Source organism: Arsenicibacter rosenii (assembly GCF_001870735.1).
Taxonomy (GTDB): Bacteria; Bacteroidota; Bacteroidia; order Cytophagales; family Spirosomataceae; genus Arsenicibacter; species Arsenicibacter rosenii.
Map to the genome: position 1 here is coordinate 715,299 of NZ_MORL01000001.1, position 18,457 is coordinate 733,755.

An 18,457-nucleotide genomic window follows, 5' to 3' on the forward strand; every position below is an offset into this window, starting at 1 on the left:
TCTGCCTTTTGGATCAGTGTTTTACCCAAAAGGCAGACGAATCAGTTCACCTACTTCCGGTCGTCGTTATTCACCTTTTTCTTTGACCGCTCAGGGGCAGCGCTCATCTTACCAAACCGCCAGTTGACCGATAACCGGATGTTCCGGATCACGTTGTAGTTCGATCCGTCGGTCAGGAACGTGGTGGTACGCAGCATGGTAACGATGGTGTTGTATTTCCGGAACGGATTTTCAAAGTTGGCCGTCAGCGTCAGATTCTGTTTTTTAAACTCCTTCCGGCCCGAGAAGCCGTAGTAATAAAAGCCGGACGACTGCCCCTGTAACTGCACCCGACGCGAGTTGTAAGAGCCATTGGCCTGTAAGCTGAAGTTGGCCGGCAGTTGCAGCGAGGTATTGATATTACCCTGATAACTCCAGTTCCGGTTGCTGGTCTGCAAGGCCGGACTGTTCAACAGGTTATAATTAATGGTAACCGATCCGCTGATATTCCAGGCTTTTACCGGCTTCACCGACGTAAACCAGTTCATCCCGTAGGTAGCATTACGGGCAATGTTGCGGTACGTACTGTTCGAGATCCCTGAGGCATCTACCGTCGTAATGCGCTCAATCGCATTGTTGGTTTGCCGCCCGAATACCATGACGTTGATCGTTGTCCCGTTGTTGCTGAATGTGCTGTAGGATAATTCAACTGAGTGCGCCAGCTCGGGCGACAGATACGGGTTGCCCTGCTGGATGTTTTTCGGATCCGAGTAGTTGACGTACGGATTGAGGAACATGATCGACGGACGCTGAATCCGCTGGCTGTAGTTGGCCCGGAACCGGCGGTTATCGTCGAGGCGCTTCGATACCGTAATGTTCGGCAGGAGGTTCTGATAACGGTCGGCAAACCGTGTTTTGGTTGATATAAAGTTGGCGTCGATAGACGTCAGTTCAAAGCGGCCGCCGATGTTGAACCCCCATTTGTTTTCGGTCCGCATCCGGAACGCCGCATACGATGACCAGACCATCTGCTCATAGTCAAAGGTATTGGCCCGACGCGGGTCTTCCTGAAAATTCAGGGAGCCATCCGTTGCATTTTCGAGCTTGTAAAAACTATTCACATCCCGGACAATCAACTTACTGCCCACTTCCAGTAAACGGCGCTTAACCGTCGAAAACGGATAGGCATAATCGGTCTGGAGGGTAAGTTCACTCTGGCGGTTGGTATTTTCGTTGCGCTCGCGGTAGTCGATCACCTCGCTTTCGGGTAACGGATACTGGTTCAGGGCGTAACCACTCTGCCCGTTATTCCGGTTATACTGCGCCAGAAACGTAAACTCTTGTTCGGAACTGCGCCGCGATGTCCGGTTATAGTTAAAGTTCAGGTCAATGTTCCGGTTCTGATTCTGGCTATTATTGTACCGCCGGAACTCACGCAGTGTATCCAGACTCTGCCGTGTATCGCGTACCGACCGCGTTGTCCGGGAATCGCCGCCGAAGTTGGCATCGATTCCGATCCGGTTTAAGGTGTCCAGATCGTAGTCAACGCTGAACGACCCGAACTGCGACTGGCCACGGTTGCGGTAGTTGCTCTGCTGTTCGATTTTACTGAAAACCTGCCCGTTGCGCAGGTTTTGCCGCACCGATTGTGATCCGCCAAAGTAATTACTCCAGTTAGTACCACCGTAGCCGGTTACGCTCAGCTTGCCGCGTTTATAGTTAATATTGCCGCCCAGGTTATTCCGGCGACTACCCGCCGAAGCATTGAGCCCACCGGTCAGGCCCTGTAGCTGATTTTTCGTGATAATGTTGATAACGCCTGCCGTTCCTTCGGCATCATATTTTGCGGAAGGAGCCGTAATCACCTCTACCGACTTGATCAGTTCCGCCGGAATCATTTGCAGGGCTTCGCTGATGCTGCGGGCCATGATACTCGACGGCTTATTGTTGATCAATACCTTAATGCTGCTGCTGCCTTTCAGCTGCACATTCCCGTCGGGGTCAATGGTTAACAGGGGCACTTTTTTTAAGACATCGACGGCCGTCCCTCCGGCATTGGTCAGGTCCTTGTCAGCATTGTAAACCAACCGGTCATCCTTATCTTCGACCAACGGTTTTTCACCCGTTACGACAACCTCATTCAGCATCCGGGTGTCAGCTTGCATCTGGACCGTTCCCAGCGCGATATCGGCACCCTTCACAATGATATTGTTAATCGTTTTATTTTCATAGCCCATGAAGCTAACCGTTACCCGGTAAGTTCCGGTCGCTACATTGTTAATTGAAAAACGGCCCCGCTCATCGGTTGTTGTCCCACCGACAGGCTTATCCGTCAGCGGATTAATCAGGGCGACTGTCGCAAATTCGACCGGCTTGTTGGCCGTCCCGTCCATGATTGACCCGGAAATTTTAATCCCCTTTTGCTGACCGGATTTACTGCCGGCTATAACCTGTTCGGGCACCGGTTGCGGAGCGCCGGCAGGTGGTGCGTTCTGCGCTTGTGCACACAGACTAATCCCTAAAAAAAGAATCGGTATAGATTGCTTCATGTATTATGTATCGGCCCGCAAGCCCTTCAGGTTGTATACTTTATTTGCTGATGTATATAAAACAATCAAATATATAAAATATACCCTTTCTGAACCAGATAAGACTACCTCTTGATCAGGATTGCACACAAAATGAAGCAATAAGTATACTCTGTTGGTTACTCACTCTTTACTAAGTACGTAAAAGCACGTTTGCCTTGCTGAGCTTTAACGGGCCCTCTTCCGGACTTAGCCGGTGGCATGGTTTTTGAACAAATGCTCAAGCGTTGGCTCCGTAAACCGCGCTTTTTTAAACAGCGCATTCTTCAGCTGACGCAGGTAATCCCCTTTCGGGATTTCAATTGCGCCATAGCGCCGGACATTATCATTAATAAACTGGGTATCAAGAAGATCAAAGCGTTGTTGCCGGAGAATCATAATCAGATAATGAAACGCTACTTTCGACGCATTGTCTACCAGATGAAACATCGATTCGCCAAAAAACACAGCGCCAAGGGCCACACCGTACAGCCCTCCTACTAAACGTCCATCTATATACGTTTCCACACTGTGTGCTAATCCCATCTGATGCAGCGTCGTATATGCCTCAATAATTTCTTCGGAGATCCAGGTACTATCTTCTTCGGAACGGGGAAGCGAACAATACCGCATCACCTGTTCAAAATTCCCGTTGACGCGGACATCAAATGTTTTTTTGTTGAGAACAGGGCGTAACGAACGGGCAGGTTTGTACGTCTCAAGCGGAATAACCGCACGCGGATCCGGTGAATACCAATACAATGTACCATCGGCATCGGCCATGGGAAAAATGCCATTCATGTACCCATAGATCAGATCATCGGCGGTTAGTTTCGTCATGTATAGTGGAAGCAATAACTTACAATAACAAATGTATGGAAAAAACGCTGGAATGATTCCATGCCCTGCGGACTTAATATTTTTGGTCTAGCGGAACTATCCTAAAAAAATACCGTTATTTCATTGCACAACCCGGACAATATCATTAACATTGTCCGCGTTTTTGAATCAGCTCTTACGCTACAGACGCGATCAGTATAGTACATGGAACAGACAGCATACATACCTACGTTCTATCATACTACGCCCTTCCGGTTCAGGTCCGAAAGGGCCGCATAATCTTTTTTGCCTACGTGGCAAAACTTTCTCGTCTGTTAATCCTTTTTTATTCATTTCAATCTAATAATCGTACGGGCAACAGGCATCTGTGGTCTGGTTGAGGTAAACGTTCGACGTTTTTTCGTTACCCAATTACTGCGATGATTCAACAAGACATAATTAACGACCAATACATCGTTCAGGTAGCTAATGAGAACCATCTGCAAATGGCTGAGACTATTTGCAATGAAATGGAGCAAAGTGCGAAAGCCCGCGGCACCGGTATCGCTAAGCGATCACCAGTGTACCTGATGGAGAAAATGCTTGAAGGCAAAGCCGTTATTGCCACAACCGTCGCCGGTGAGTGGGTTGGCTTTTGCTACATCGAAACGTGGGAACACGGTAAGTTTGTGGCTAATTCCGGACTTATTGTGCATCCTGACCACCGCAAAAGTGGTCTGGCAACGAACATCAAACAAAAAGCGTTTGAACTTTCACGCTCTAAGTTTCCGAATGCGAAAATCATTGGCCTGACGACCAGTCTGGCGGTTATGAAGATCAATTCAGACCTTGGCTATCAACCTGTTACACTCAGCGAATTGCCGGCGGATGAAGCGTTCTGGAAAGGGTGTTCCAGCTGTGTGAATTATGATATCCTGACCCGGACAAACCGGAAGCACTGCCTGTGTACGGGTATGCTTTACGATCCGGAAGAACCAAAGAAAAATGAAAAGCAGGAAAAGTGGAATTTCCTGAAAGAATCTAAATTGTATGAGCGCTGGATGAAACTGAAAGAGCGTATCCTCTTTCGGCTTAAAGAACGTCCACGGGCTCGTCGCTCCGAACGTGAACTCGAAGCCGTAGGCTAAGCCATAGCAAATAAAGCCCTGAAAAACCTGATCCGGCGGTCAGGTTTTTTTTATGCCCTTACCGAACATCTGCCAAACCAGCGGGTTATACCAGCATACACAACTCAACAGCCTATGAAAACCTACAGCCCTGATACCGGTAATACCACCGGCAACGACCAACTCACGAATATTCCGTCCGGCCTGGACCATGACCCGAAAGCGGATGAAGAGGTCATTGATCAGCAAGCCGGCCAACAGCAGCCTGAAGCAGTACAGCAAACGGCTGATAACGATGACCTGGCCAACTCCATTGCCTACGCCCTCGACGGCTCAGGCCCCGGACCATCCAGTCCGGGACCATCATCCGACAGTACGGTTACAGGTATACCGCACGAAGTAGTTATCGAAGGCTCTTCTGGTTTCGGACCGTCCAGTCGGGAGCACGATGATGAAGAGGACGCGGCCCGGGAATGGCGGTCGCTTTAATGGCGGAAGGCATCCATGGCAGCGGTCGGTTTGCCGGTATTATCGAACGCCCCCAAATCATACCCCTGCCATTGGCCATACGACTGCGGTTCCCAATAGAGCACGCCCTGCCCCATCGAATCAGGTACGTTGCGCATCTTACCGATCAGGTCGGTAATAAAGGCGTTTGCCGTTGCCGGATCACTGGCGGACATCCCGACTTCAACAACCATGACCGGTTTATGGTACCGCGCGATCATGTCCTGAACGGTGGACAGGCACTGGCTGTTTTTGGTGGCCCAGTCGGCAGCTGACGGATACAGTGACATACCGATCATGTCAAACCTGGTCTGCTGAGCAGCCAGCCCGCCAAACATCCACTGGAATAGTTTCTGGTCGTAGCCGTTTGAAATGTGAACAATCACCTGCGCTGTCGGGCTGACAGCCTTTACCGCATCGTACCCGGCATTGATCAGCGCGGCAAAGTTTGCCATATTGGTTGATGCACGGCCATCGGGCCAGAGCATTCCGTCGTTTGTTTCGTTACCGACCTGCACCCACTCCGGTGTTATGTCGTTTTCTTTCAGGCGCGTCAGAACGGCAGTTGTGTGGCTGCTGACGGCTTTTTTCAGGTCATCAAACGACAGATTCTGCCACGCGGCCGGTTTGGTTTGCTTACCCGGGTCCGCCCAGTTATCGCTATAGTGAAAATCAATCATCAGGCGCATGCCTGCGGCTTTCACCCGCTTTGCCTTTACCAGTACGTCGTCTATACCGTTCCATCCCCCCTGCGGGTTTACCCAGACGCGCAGCCGGATGGCATTCATCCCCTTATTTTTCAGAATACTGAAAATATCATCCGGCTTGCCATCTGACTGATAAAAACGAACTCCTTCTTTTTCCTGCTGTGTGATCCAGCTCACATCGGCTCCTTTTACAAACCGGTCTGGAGCAGCCGACGGTATCGCCTGCCCTTTACACCCTGCCACGTGTCCGGCTAATACAGCCAGTACAAGGCTCCATTTCTTCATCATATCCCTCCTTCAGTTTGAGTAAACCGAATAAACAACGTTGTTTTACCTTCAAAGGAAAAATGTTACCGGAAAAGTTCTTTTACAAGCCGGCAATAAATTTACGCACTGATAATCAAGACACTACTCCCACTTATCCGTTCGTACCCGTCTAACATGACGGTTTCTGCTTGGCGGTACATCGGGATTGCACTATTTTTCGTATTCAGAGTACCTGATTTGGTTTGTCGTTCATGAAAAAACTGGTTTACGTTTTCTTTTTCCTTTTTACCTTACCTGCTTACGCCGACGTTATTTTACCCGCCCTTGTCGCCAATCACATGGTTTTACAGCAACAGGAACAAGTCAGAGTCTGGGGCTGGGCCGAACCGGGTGAAGTAGTGACCGTAATCCCCGGATGGGACAATCAGCCAATATCAACCACAACGACCGATAATGCTGCCTGGAAGCTGACGATGCCGACGCCTGCCGCCGCTGGCCCCTATTCCATCACCATTGCCGGCCGGAATACAATTGTCCTGACCGATGTACTGGTCGGGGAAGTCTGGGTTTGTGCCGGTCAGTCGAACATGGAGTGGAGTGCCAGCCGCGGGGTCAAAGATGCCCTGGCCGAACTGCCGACGGCAGAGAACGACCTGATCCGTTTTTTCAAGATGCCTAAGCTGACCGCCGATTCCCCGCAAACCGACACGAAAGGCCAATGGGTACGCTGCGATTCAGCCAGCCTGCGGACATTCAGTGCGGTAGGCTATTTTTTCGGCAAGAAAATCCAGCATACCCTTCATGTCCCCATCGGCCTGATCGACGTGGCCTGGGGAGGTTCCTACATCGACAGCTGGCTGCCAACCACCGTTACCCAACTCTATCCGGATACCCGCACATCGGCCCTTCGCATGAGCAAATCAGCGCATTGGCCCAGCAAACCCGGCGTTATATACAATGGCATGATTGCTCCGGTTATTCATTATAACATTGCCGGTGTTCTCTGGTACCAGGGCGAGTCGAACCGTCATTACCCACAGGCTTATTACCACCTGATGCACCTGATGGTTGATAACTGGCGGGGCATGTGGCAAAAGGAATTTCCGTTTTATTACGTGCAGATCGCCCCGTTTCTTTACAACGGAGAGCACCAGACTGCCGCCGTGCGGGAAGCCCAGACCCGTGCCCTCGATATGGCCAGATCAGGCATGGTGGTCACTACCGATCTGGTCGATAACCTGAAAGACATTCATCCGGCGTATAAATATGAAGTCGGCAACCGGCTGGCGAATCTGGCCCTTGCCGGCACTTACGGACAGAAACACATTGTCTGCCAAAGCCCGCAGTATCAGTCAATGAAAGTAACCGGCAAAAAAGGCCGTATCCTGCGTCTCACGTTTCAGAACGCACCCAAAGGACTGATTAGTAAGGGCAAGGAACTCACCGAATTTACCGTTGCCGGAGCCGACAAGGTCTTTGTACCGGCCAAAGCCCGGATACGGGGCAATATGATCGATGTCTGGTCTGACGAGGTAAAGGTGCCCTATGCCGTTCGGTTCGCCTTCCGCGATGCTCCGGAGCCGAACGTCTTCAGCAAGGAGGGTTTGCCGCTGATCCCGTTCCGTACCGACGACTGGGACCTGAAGCTGCCGAAGTAAAACGATCTACCCGTTTACCAGCGACAGCAGACAAAACCCGTCGACCACCCATAACCCTGCGGGGACTTCATCGGGCTTACCAACGGCCAGTTTAATGACCGTCCACGCCAGAAACCCCCAGATGATGCCGTGGGTGATGGAATAACTGAACGGAATCAGCACCAGCGCCAGAAAAGCGGGTATGGCATCGTCCAGCTGCTCCCAACGGATTTTCGTGACGGGCTGCATCATAAATGCCCCGACCAGTACCAGCGCAGGGGCCGTTGCAATCGCCGGAATGACCGACAACAACGGGGATAAAAACAAAAAGGGCAAAAACAGACTGCCGGCTACAATGGCCGTCAGCCCCGTGCGGCCGCCCTGCGCAATGCCCACCGCAGACTCGATATATGCGGTGCCGGGGCTGGTCCCCAGTAAACCGGCTAACGTAGTTGCGACGGCATCGGTCATCAGCGATTGTTTCAGGTTGCGGGGCTCACCGGCTTCGTCGTGTAAACCACCCGCTTCGGCTACGCCGACAAACGTTGAGAGGCTGTCGAACAGATCCGTAAAGGCAAAGGCAAAAATCACCGGCCACAACGACCATTTGAATGAGTTAACCAGATCAAGCGTGCCAATCAGGCTAAAATCCGGAGCCGCCAGTACGCCCTGAAAATTCACCAGCGTTTTCAGACCCATGTTCACGGCCGACGCATCACCCCACCAACGGCCGATGGGAATGGCCGCGAGCGTTGTCAGAACAATACCGATGATAATTCCGCCCGGAACCTGACGAACAACCAGGATGGCTGTCAGCAGTAACCCTAGCATAAACGTAATCATTATCGGGTCGTGAAGCGGTGCCATGCTGACAAGCGTCGCCGGACTAGCCACGATAAACCGGGCATTTTCAAAGCCGATGAGTGTAATAAATAACCCGATACCGGCCGAAACAGCGTACCGGATTGGCTTTGGAATTGCCTGCACAATTGCCGCGCGGACGTTCAGGACAGACAGGACCAGAAATAATATACCGGCCCAGAACACGGCACCCAGTGCCACCCCTGGCGATAAACCCATCCCCTTCACAGCCGTGAAGGTAAAAAAGGCGTTCAGCCCCATGCCCGGGGCTACCACAATCGGGTTCTTCGCATACAGCCCCATCATCAGGCTACAAAAAAAGGAAAGCAGAATGGTGGCGGTCAGTACCCCGTTAAACGGCAAACCCGCCTGACTCAGAATGGCCGGGTTTACCACGATGATATACATCGTTGCCAGGAAAGTCGATACACCGGCCAGCAGTTCGGTGCGGCGGTTTGCTGATGGAGTAAGGCTTTTGCTTGTCATGATGCAATGATAGCAAAAACCGGTTATTGAATGTCGTTAACAAAAGCTTAATGACAATTACAACTGCTTCTGCTACCGGATTTCAGGGAAGAGCAACTACTTTTTTCATCCCCAAAAGGGCACTCATGGCCCTGATCCCTGCATTATGTTATTATTTCCGGCTATCGTCCCATCCCAATATTAAGTTTTGCGGAATGGGTTGACAAACCCGAATCAGCCCGATAATTTTACCCGCATGTTAACTGAAATAATATTTGTTGTGGAGTCTGATAAGTCCGGAGGCTTTCAGGCCTACTCTCTCGAAGAAGGTATTCTGACGCAGGGAGACACAATTCCGGAGTTACAGGAATCTATCCGGGAAGCCCTGGACACTCACTATAGTCCGGCCAGCCCGCTACCGCCGATCCGGCTTATTTTACCAGCAGAAGTTGATTGACAAACGTCGTCATAACGTATCAGAAACGCTATCCTCAACTCAATAGAGGATAGCGTTTTGCTTTTTGTAGGCTACCGTACTCCGGGAGTTACCCCATATGTATTGGCATAGATTTTGACACGGGCGGCGGATGGTTACCAGTACAGGCCGGAGTACTATTTACCATTATCACCCTGAATAAAACTATACACTTCAACGTTTCAACCTATTCAGTAACAAGCACTAATATTAACATGGGTATATTTTTTGCTATACTTTCCGGCATCTTACTGCCAATCAGGAAAAGTATATGGTTAAGTTCTATATTAAAGGTTTTATTAAACTCGTCATTCTAAGCGCATTTTTTCTTTATTCTATCTGTATTCAGGCACAATCGGGTAGCGTTTTCCGCGATTTTAATAATAATGGCATAAGAGATAAAAGCGAGGGCGGTGTTGCCGGCATTGCCATTCAGTCGTTTAAAACCGGGAATGTTGTATTCGGGCGGGCGGTCTCAGATGCACAGGGTGCGTATACGCTGTCTCCTGCTGCGGCTGCGAATGAACCGGTACGAATTGAGTTTTTTATTCCTGACTCGCTAAAGGCATTTTTTCCTGCCGCCATGGCCGATGGTGCCGGGAACAACGGCACCTCTGTACAGTTCGCCACCGGATCAGCCACGAACATCAACTTTGGTATTAACCGCGCTATCGATTTTTGTGAGGCCGGGCCACCCGTCTCTATCGTTTGTTTTATCATCGGCAGCGGAACCACCATTGGCAGTAACCTGCTGGCCACGGTTCCGGCCAACGCGACCGGAGTCGATGGTTCAGTGGTAGGCCACCCCAACGCTCCGGGCGCCAGTGTCGGAGCCGTTTGGGGCACTTCGTTCCAGAACGAAACCGACCGCCTTTTTCTGGCTTCCTTTATGCGCAGGCACACAGCGTTCGGCACCGCCGGTACGGGTGCGATTTATGTAACCACCAGGCCCCGTGACCCGGCCAAATCTGCCTCCTACGAATTTATAAACCTGAATGGACTCACGGTAAATCACGCAAGAGGGGGTAAAGTGGTCATCCGTACCGGACAAGACCCGCATCAAATCCCCAACTACATTGCCGACATCATCCATGACGGAAAAAATCCCGCGGATTCAGTGGGTAAAATGTCACTCGGTGACATGGACATGAGCAGTGATGGGAAAGCCCTGTATGTCGTAAGTCTGTACGATAAACGGCTCTATCGTATTCTCATTGACAGTGATAGCAATCCGTTGACAAACCCAACCGCATCCGATGTGCTGGCCTTCGACATCCCTGATCCGGGCTGTCGGGGCGGACAGGCCCGACCGTTCGGCCTCGGCATTCGGGGAGATGAGGTGTTTGTCGGGGTAACCTGCGATGCCGGTACATCCCGAAACCGGTCTGACCTCCGGGCGTATGTTTATAAGCTTAACACCATGACCAACACCTTTTCTGAAGTAATCAGCATCCCGCTGGATTATCAGCGGGGGAACGTCGCCGGTATTACCTTTTCCAGGCTTATGAATGCGTGGCAGCCGTGGACGAATGACCCCGACTGGCATAATGACAATGCTGCTATCGGCGAAGTATACAGTTTCAGTAACCGTCCCGAAGTATTGTGTCCGCAGCCGTTACTATCGGATATTGTTTTTGACGACGATGGTTCGCTCGTCCTGGGGTTCATGGACCGGTTCGGACATCAGGCCATTTATCTTGGTCCCGATCCGGCAGGCTCGACCGTTGATGGTCACTTTGTGAAAGTCGACCCGCGGGCAGGTGGTGATGTCATCCGGATCTGCAATACCGGCACTCTCGCTAAACCCGTTTATGCTGTTGAGTCGCTGGGTAAGTGTGGTTCGCTTGGAGGAGGACAGTTTACAGAAGCAACCTATGCGAATCCGGAATATGAATATTATACGGGTGATAACTTTAATGACAATAGCCATACCGAAACCGCAATGGGATCGCTCGGGCTGGTTCCGGGTTCCGGCGAACTGATTGTGTCGGCTTTTGACCCGATCAACGAACGAAACAACGGCCAGGTCTTTACCAACGGCTTTAAAGTTTTGTCGAATAAAACCGGCCGGGAACTGCGGGGCTTTTCACTGCTGAATGATGTTCCGGCCAATAACGGGAATAATGAATTCGGCAAAGCATCCGGACTTGGCGGTGTGGAGGTATTGTGTTTGCCAAAACCGATTGAAATTGGCAACCTGATCTGGCTCGACCAAAACGTCAACCGTATTCAGGATCCCGGAGAGCCCCCTATTCCGGGCGTTCAGCTTGAGTTATATAACACAGACGGACAAGTAGTTGGCCGCACAACCTCCAATGCTGCCGGGCACTACGCGTTCAATAGCACAAATGTTATGGATACTGTCGGGGTACAACGCCCCAACCGGCCGGGTCCACAAATCGAAACAGCCTACACCATCCGGGTAGCCGCCAGTCAGTATAACAAAAAAGGATTCGGGCCGCTAACGGGCATGACACTGCCGGCTACCTCGCAGCTACGGGCATTTGTGGATGCACCGCTGGGCGAAAACGAGATCCGGGACAACAACGGGGTATTGACAAACGGGTTCATTATCGCTAATGTAACCACCGGCAATTCCGGCGAAAGTGATCACACGATTGATATTGGCTTCGTCCCTGCGCCTGTTCTGAATGTATCTAAGCAGGTTAACACCGTACAGGCGCGCATCGGCGATATATTGACTTACACCGTAACAATCCGTAACACAGGTTTGGGCAACGCCTTCGGCGCCGTGGTGCAGGACGTACTGAGTACAAACCTGACCTATCTGGCCGGTACGGCCAGGCCATCTTCCGGTACATTCGTTGCCGGCAACCCGTCTACATGGACAATTGCCAGTCTGCCCGCCAATTCATCAGCCACGTTAACCTACTCTGTAAGCGTTATCAGAGCAGGACTGGCTGTAAATACAGCGACTATTCCAGGCGACACGGCACAGGTTTGTACAACCATCCCGTACCTGGTTTGTGTCGGTCAACCGTATGCTATATCCGTATCAGGACCCGCCGGAGCTTCTTCCTATACGGTTTATAAGGACAACAGGATTGTTTACCAGGGCCCGCAGCGTACATACACCGCTACCTCTCCGGGCGCGTATCGGATCATACCCGTTCCGGCCGGCACTGACTGCAGCTATCCATCATGCTGTCCGCTTATCATTCAGGAAGTCAGACCGCAGTGTATTCCGCTGTATTGGCTTAGAATCAAATAAATAAAACAAAAGCTCGGCAAGTTGCCGGGCTTTCTGGTCAAGCACAGTCGCGGGAGTTAACGAACCGGCGATGGCTTTCAGGGATTATCTACTATCTATCAGTCATCACCGCCGCCGGTCGACAGGCTTGTGCCGATGGCGGCAAAGTCAAAAATCTCAGTTACATCAGCCAGATTCAGGAAACTACCACCCTGTTTATCAATCATTTCCTGAGTATTCAGTTCCTGTACACCGGGTTGATCCGGATGCAGCGTTTCCATAACATGAAATGGTTGCGTTAATCGCCTACCCGATACGCTTTTCGGCTGCCGCGACCCATCCGTCAGTGCTGCTTCCGAAGAAGTGCTTGCTGCCGTTTGGATGACACAAAGTTGGCAGAAAAAACAGCAGGAGCTGATAACGGACCGTTATAGCTTCATAACAACCGGTTATCAAAGTATAACCCGGCTAAATTTTCTTTTCCGGTCAGGGGTTACATGCCTTTTTCCGACTCTATTAACAGTAGATCGGCTGCATCAAACCGCGTAACGTTCGTTTTCACCCAAACCTGACATGATTAAATTTACAAACACACTCCTTTTTCTGTCCGGACTCTATGTGTTCAGTACAGTTAACAAACCGGTAATGGATGAGCCCAAAACCGGCGTTGTCATAACAGCCCATTCCGGCGGCAGCAACGTAAAGGAGAACCCTGTCATTCCCGGCGACTTTGCCGATCCATCGCTCATCAGGCGTGGCAACACCTACTATGCAACCGGTACATCCTCCGAATGGGCTCCGCATTACCCTGTTTTTACTTCTACGGATCTGATCCACTGGAAACAGCTCGGTTACGTTTTTAACCAGACACCTTCGTGGGCCTCGGCCTCATTCTGGGCACCGGAGTTGTTTTACCGCAACGGCACTTATTTCGTCTATTACGTCGCACGCCGGAAAAGCGATGGCATTTCCTGCATCGGCGTGGCCACGGCGAAAGACCCGGCCAAAGGTTTTACTGATCACGGGGTTATGCTCGAATTCGGCAAGGAAGCCATTGACCCCTTTGTTATTGAGGTTGACGGGCAGCTGTACATGACCTGGAAAGCCTATGGCCTCGACAAACGGCCCATCGAAATTCTGGGAAGCCGCCTGTCGGCGGATGGGATGAAACTTGAGGGGGAACCCTTCATGCTCCTGCGCGACGATGATAAAAAAGGCATTGAAGGCCAGTGCATTGTCAAAAAAGGCAATTATTTCTACCTCCTGTATTCGCTCGGAGCCTGCTGCGGCCGGGGCTGTACCTACCAGGTTGAAGTGGCCCGGGCAACGGCTATTCAGGGACCCTATACCCGCTTTACCGGCAATCCGGTACTGGCTGAAACAGCCGAATGGAAATGCGCCGGCCACGGCACCGTCGTTACGGCCAAAGATGGGAAAGACTACTACCTGTACCATGCCTACAACAAAGCAGACCATGTGTATACCGGCAGGCAGGGTATGCTGAGCGAACTGCGCTGGGACCAGCCCGGGGGCTGGCCATCGCTCCATCCGATGGGTGCCAACGCTGCGGCGATCCGGAATTTCCGCGATGAGTTCACTCAACCAACGCTGGCCGGCGACTGGCAATGGGATTTCCGCCATACGAAACCCGCCTGGAAACTAACGGGTGGTACCCTGGCACTGTCGGGCACGCCGGATGCGAAAAATCCGACCGGCACCGCCCTCACCGTACGGCCCTTGAGCGGCGATTATACCATTACCACCGAAGTGGCCAATCATAACGAATCGTTGAAAGGGCTCGTGCTGTACGGCGATGCTGGTCAGTCGGTCGGGATTGGGGTGAAGGGCAACAGGCTGCAAATCCGGGAAGTCAAAAACGATAAAACGACTATTGCCCACGAAGAAGCCATTGACCATATAAAGCCGCTGACGCTTAAAATCCAGGTTGAAAAGGGCTACTTGTGCCGTTTTTTCCGGGGCGACGGCAAGGGTGGCTGGACAGAGGTAAACACACAGGGGGCCAGCTACAATGCCGGCTTCCTGCCGCCCTGGGATCGCAGCCCGCGCCCGGGTCTTTTGCAACAAGGCAGCGACCCGGCCGCCTTCAGCTACTTCAGTATTGCGTATTAAAAAAATACCACACAGGCCCATAGGTTATGGCCTGTGTGGTAAAAACACCTCGTTGTCGTCCGGACAACTACAGCTTCTCTACCTTTTTCAGGTTGTCGTCCGGCACACGGTCAACGAGGAAACTGATCGGGTCGATACCGGCCTGATAGGGCTCCTCTTTCACGACAAAGGTATAGGTACTGTCTTTTTTCTTCATTTTTTCGCGGCGGATAGCCAGCAATTTGCCTTGCTCCTTTCCGTCGGCCGGACGGCCATAGACCCCGACATCGATCCAGTCGTTGAGCGTCACCGGCTTTTCGTTTCCGTATTGATCGGCACGGAACTTCTCGCTCTGCACCGCTACGGTCACCTCAAACTGTCCGTCAGGCCGTTTTTTGTAGGACGCTGACAAGGCACGGTTGTTGAAGATCGTCATTTCTTCGAACAGGTCCGTGATGACATATTGCAGCGAATCCGGCGTATTTTTCCTGAACAGATCCACGAGCGCGTAGGCATTCGGGTACGGTGGCCGGCGGTAAGCATAGTTCTGTACCAGCTCATGCAGCGCCTTATTCACCGCTTTTTCGCCGATCATTTCCTTGAAGTAATACATCACTACACTGCCTTTCCGGTAATGAATATAGCCCTGGTTTTCAACTTTTTCCAGCGGCACTTCCTTCACCGACTCCGTCCCGCGGTCGCCCAGATACCGGTCCATTTCGTATTTCAGGAATTTTTTCATGCGGTCTTTGCCGTACTCTTTTTCCATCACCATCAGCGCCGAATACTGGGCCATGGTTTCGGAAAGCAGCGTTGCCCCCTGCATATCGGCCCCTACTACCTGATGCGCCCACCACTGATGCCCCATCTCGTGAGCCACCACGTAGTACACCATGTCAATGTCCTTTTCCGGGTCAATCTTTGAGATAAAGCCAATGCCTTCGGAATACGGCATGGTGCCCGGAAAGGCCTGCGCAAAGCTCGCATAGCGCGGAAATTCAATGATCCGTGCTTGTTTGTGGTAATACGGACCGAAGTTCCGGGTGTAGTAGGCCAGCGATTTTTTCACCGACGACAACATGTTTTTAACATTGTACGGGTGTTTTTTATCGTAATACACCTCTACGTCAATGCCATTCCATTTTTCGCGGGCGACTTCGTAGCGTGCCGAAATAAAGGAGTAAAAATTCAGCGACTGATGGTCGAGTTTGTAGTGAAAATACTTCCGTGTTTTGCCATCGTCGCCGGTTTTCGTCCATTCTTTCAGCAATGACCCCGGCGCAACGGCAATCTGATCGCCCGACGTACTGATCACGGTCTCAACCATTACCCAGTCCGCATTATTGTTCAGATAGGTGTTCATGCACTTGTCCGTGCAGTTGCGCGTCAGTTGCGGCATCCGGTCCTTTTCCTTCAGTCCGTACTCCTTGCGCTTGTTTTTATCACCGATCTCAAAACCGTCCTGATACCCGATCATCGGGGCAATGTCTGTGTTATCAAAGAAGGACCCGTTCTGGTTAATCTGCTTGGTAAACGTCACCTCATTTTCAAACCCGTTGGTTTCCTTCCGCATCGTATACCGCAAATGAACCGAATCGCCGGGAGCGAGTGCCGGACTCAGTCTGTAAATCTGATATTGCAGCACCGAATCGTTCAGCGCCAGTCTGCCACGATCCACGGAAACCGTAAATTTCTGCTCATTCGGGTACACAATGTGCAGCGAATCAATTGGGAAGCTGGACCGGTTTACGAGCACAAAGTCGCCTTTCACCGACAGATTCCGCTCTTCCGGATACACATCGATGGTATATTTCACATCGCTGATGCGGGGCTGCGGAATGCCCTGGTATTTTTTATACTTCTTCTCGTAGCTGACCTGACGCGCTTCCTGCTCATCGTCCGACTCAAAGCTGTTAACCACCTTGGTGTTGTAAAATACAAACCCGCCGCAAAGCAACAGTGCTCCGAATAAACCGGCCGTAATGGCTACGTTGGTACCCGAAAAATGCAGCCGCGCCGTCCGGAAGCGGCTCGCCCATGTCGTGTCGCGTCCCCGCACCCAGAACAGGATCGTCTTCATACCCAGCAGGGCGGCTACCAGCGTCCAGTATACCCGGAACCAGACAAAGGATTTCACAAACGGGCCGAAGCCGTTCATGTCCGAATAGGTATAATCCGGTGAGGCATTAAACTGAACCATGTTGCTGCTCACATCCAGCGGGCCCCAGATATAGGCGTTGGCAATCAGCACCACGATAAAGACAAAAAACGCGACATACTTCTGATTCACCAGCGTATGGACCAGCATCGACAGCACGATCAGCGGAATAAACCGGATGAGGTCAATGGCAAAGAACTCAATCAGGTATTGGTCAAGCTCAAGGGTAGTGTATCCCTTCAGCAACTGGGTAACGATGCCGGCCAGAATACACACCGCCTGAATGACAGCGACCATGCCGATCAGGCCCAGCAGTTTACCCGCGAACACGGTCCAGGTTCGGTTTGGCATGGCGTCGTAAATCTGGTCAAGGTCAGCTTCGCGTTCCTTCCAGATGACGGCTCCGGAGTAAAAGACAATGATGGCAATCAGGAAAACATACATCGTTCCCCGGATGGTTGAGATCACCTGATAGGTAACCGGGTAAGACATCAACCCGTAAAAACGATCGGAGTATTGCAGCGAAAAGCCCATATTGAGCATCCCGGCCAGCAGAATCACGATAAAGGCCGTGCCGGTAATGATCCCCCGGAGTTCTGAACGGGCAATGCGCCCCAGTTGCATCCACGCCACCGAAGCCCCTTTCTGCGGAGTCACTACCGGCAGGGGTTGCAGCGGGATAAACAATGGCCGCGGACTGTCTTCCTGAATGTGGTCTTTTTTCTTTTTCCGGTTAACGGCGTTGCGCTCGGCAAACGAGAACCGGAAATAGGTGAAAACCAGAATCCCGACACCAACGCCTGTCCAGATCAGCCGGTTCATGAGCATATCCGGATAATCAAGCCCGACAGAGAGGCTGTTTTTCTCGCTCACCGTCCAGTATTTGGTAATCAGATCGAACGGACGGGCCCCGAACGCATCGACAAAGAAGGCGAGCCGCTCGTTTTCCACGTCGCTGAGAAAACTGCTCGAAATACCGTACGCCACCAGCAGTAAAATGGCCCCCACAAACGAAATAATGGTTGACCGGGTCAACGCAGCCAGCGCAAAAATGAGCGCCCCGCTGATGAAGGTGTTCGGAATGGCAAAGATCAGGAAACTGTTTACGTGGGCAGACCACACCACCGGCCCGTAGCGTTCGGCATCAACCGAGCCGGTTGTCTGCCCGATGAGCGTACCCAGCAGAATGCCCAGCGAAATGCCCAGAAACGGAATAAGCGACACAACAAACGATCCCAGAAACCGACCGGCCAGATAGTCCAGCTTGTTGATGGGAGACGAAAAAATGATCTGGTTTGTCTTGTAGCTGAAATCACGGATGGCCGCGTTCTGGACAAAGGCCGTTGTCATCAGCAGGGCAAACAAGCACCACACACCATACTGATTCTGAACCACATAAGGAGCATTTTTGAAAATATTCCCGAAGGAGCCGCCAATCGTCACATCATCCGAGGCCGATGCCCAGGCAAACATCAGGATATTGACCAGCATGAAAACATACACCATCGGCTGTCGCAGCCAATAGCGTAACTCGAAGGTAAAGAGGTATCTAAACATGGTTTCCGGTT

Annotated in this window: 12 protein-coding genes; 6 read left to right on the forward strand and 6 right to left on the reverse strand. The window is 51.6% G+C overall.

Annotated features, from left to right (window positions below):
- Window positions 1-50 precede the first annotated feature (50 nt).
- Both BLX24_RS02730 and aat read right to left on the reverse strand, forming a co-directional pair.
- Entirely contained in the window at window positions 51-2,528 is a 2,478-nt protein-coding gene (locus BLX24_RS02730; protein WP_071501515.1) for a TonB-dependent receptor, read from the reverse strand.
- A 228-nt stretch (window positions 2,529-2,756) separates the two neighbouring features.
- Window positions 2,757-3,386, reverse strand: a complete 630-nt coding sequence (gene aat / locus BLX24_RS02735) for a leucyl/phenylalanyl-tRNA--protein transferase (RefSeq protein ID WP_071501516.1) — start codon at window positions 3,384-3,386, stop codon at window positions 2,757-2,759.
- Between the two features lie 419 nt (window positions 3,387-3,805).
- On the opposite strand from aat, the gene BLX24_RS02740 reads away from it, so the two are divergent.
- Window positions 3,806-4,513, forward strand: coding sequence for a GNAT family N-acetyltransferase (locus tag BLX24_RS02740; protein ID WP_071501517.1), 708 nt, complete (start codon window positions 3,806-3,808; stop codon window positions 4,511-4,513).
- A gap of 114 nt (window positions 4,514-4,627) precedes the next feature.
- Window positions 4,628-4,981, forward strand: coding sequence for a hypothetical protein (locus BLX24_RS02745; RefSeq protein ID WP_071501518.1), 354 nt, complete (start codon window positions 4,628-4,630; stop codon window positions 4,979-4,981).
- On the opposite strand, the gene BLX24_RS02750 is transcribed toward BLX24_RS02745, so the two are convergent.
- Window positions 4,978-5,994, reverse strand: coding sequence for a glycoside hydrolase family 53 protein (locus BLX24_RS02750; protein WP_218160668.1), 1,017 nt, complete (start codon window positions 5,992-5,994; stop codon window positions 4,978-4,980). The two genes, BLX24_RS02745 and BLX24_RS02750, sit on opposite strands and share 4 nt — an antisense overlap.
- 230 nt (window positions 5,995-6,224) lie before the next feature.
- Between BLX24_RS02750 and BLX24_RS02755 the strand changes: the two genes are divergently transcribed.
- A complete protein-coding gene (locus BLX24_RS02755) occupies window positions 6,225-7,631 on the forward strand; it encodes a sialate O-acetylesterase (protein ID WP_071501519.1) in 1,407 nt (468 codons plus the stop codon).
- Window positions 7,632-7,637: 6 nt separating this feature from the next.
- Here the strand turns inward: BLX24_RS02755 and BLX24_RS02760 are convergent, their stop codons facing one another.
- Window positions 7,638-8,957, reverse strand: coding sequence for an NCS2 family permease (locus tag BLX24_RS02760; RefSeq protein WP_071501520.1), 1,320 nt, complete (start codon window positions 8,955-8,957; stop codon window positions 7,638-7,640).
- Window positions 8,958-9,192: 235 nt separating this feature from the next.
- Between BLX24_RS02760 and BLX24_RS02765 the strand changes: the two genes are divergently transcribed.
- Window positions 9,193-9,393 (forward strand): type II toxin-antitoxin system HicB family antitoxin, encoded by a 201-nt coding sequence (locus BLX24_RS02765; RefSeq protein ID WP_071501521.1) that lies wholly within the window; start codon window positions 9,193-9,195, stop codon window positions 9,391-9,393.
- A gap of 289 nt (window positions 9,394-9,682) precedes the next feature.
- Window positions 9,683-12,643, forward strand: a complete 2,961-nt coding sequence (locus tag BLX24_RS02770; RefSeq protein WP_071501522.1) for an SdrD B-like domain-containing protein — start codon at window positions 9,683-9,685, stop codon at window positions 12,641-12,643.
- Window positions 12,644-12,741: 98 nt separating this feature from the next.
- Here the strand turns inward: BLX24_RS02770 and BLX24_RS32555 are convergent, their stop codons facing one another.
- Entirely contained in the window at window positions 12,742-12,903 is a 162-nt protein-coding gene (locus tag BLX24_RS32555; RefSeq protein ID WP_177225758.1) for a hypothetical protein, read from the reverse strand.
- Between the two features lie 292 nt (window positions 12,904-13,195).
- On the opposite strand from BLX24_RS32555, the gene BLX24_RS02775 reads away from it, so the two are divergent.
- The gene (locus BLX24_RS02775) at window positions 13,196-14,752 is read left to right on the forward strand and encodes a family 43 glycosylhydrolase (protein ID WP_071501523.1); all 1,557 of its coding nucleotides are present in this window, start codon (window positions 13,196-13,198) and stop codon (window positions 14,750-14,752) included.
- A gap of 67 nt (window positions 14,753-14,819) precedes the next feature.
- Here BLX24_RS02775 and BLX24_RS02780 read toward each other — a convergent pair whose 3' ends face one another.
- On the reverse strand, window positions 14,820-18,446 hold the full coding sequence (locus BLX24_RS02780; RefSeq protein ID WP_071501524.1) for a M1 family aminopeptidase: 3,627 nt from the start codon (window positions 18,444-18,446) through the stop codon (window positions 14,820-14,822).
- Between the last annotated feature and the right edge of the window lie 11 nt (window positions 18,447-18,457).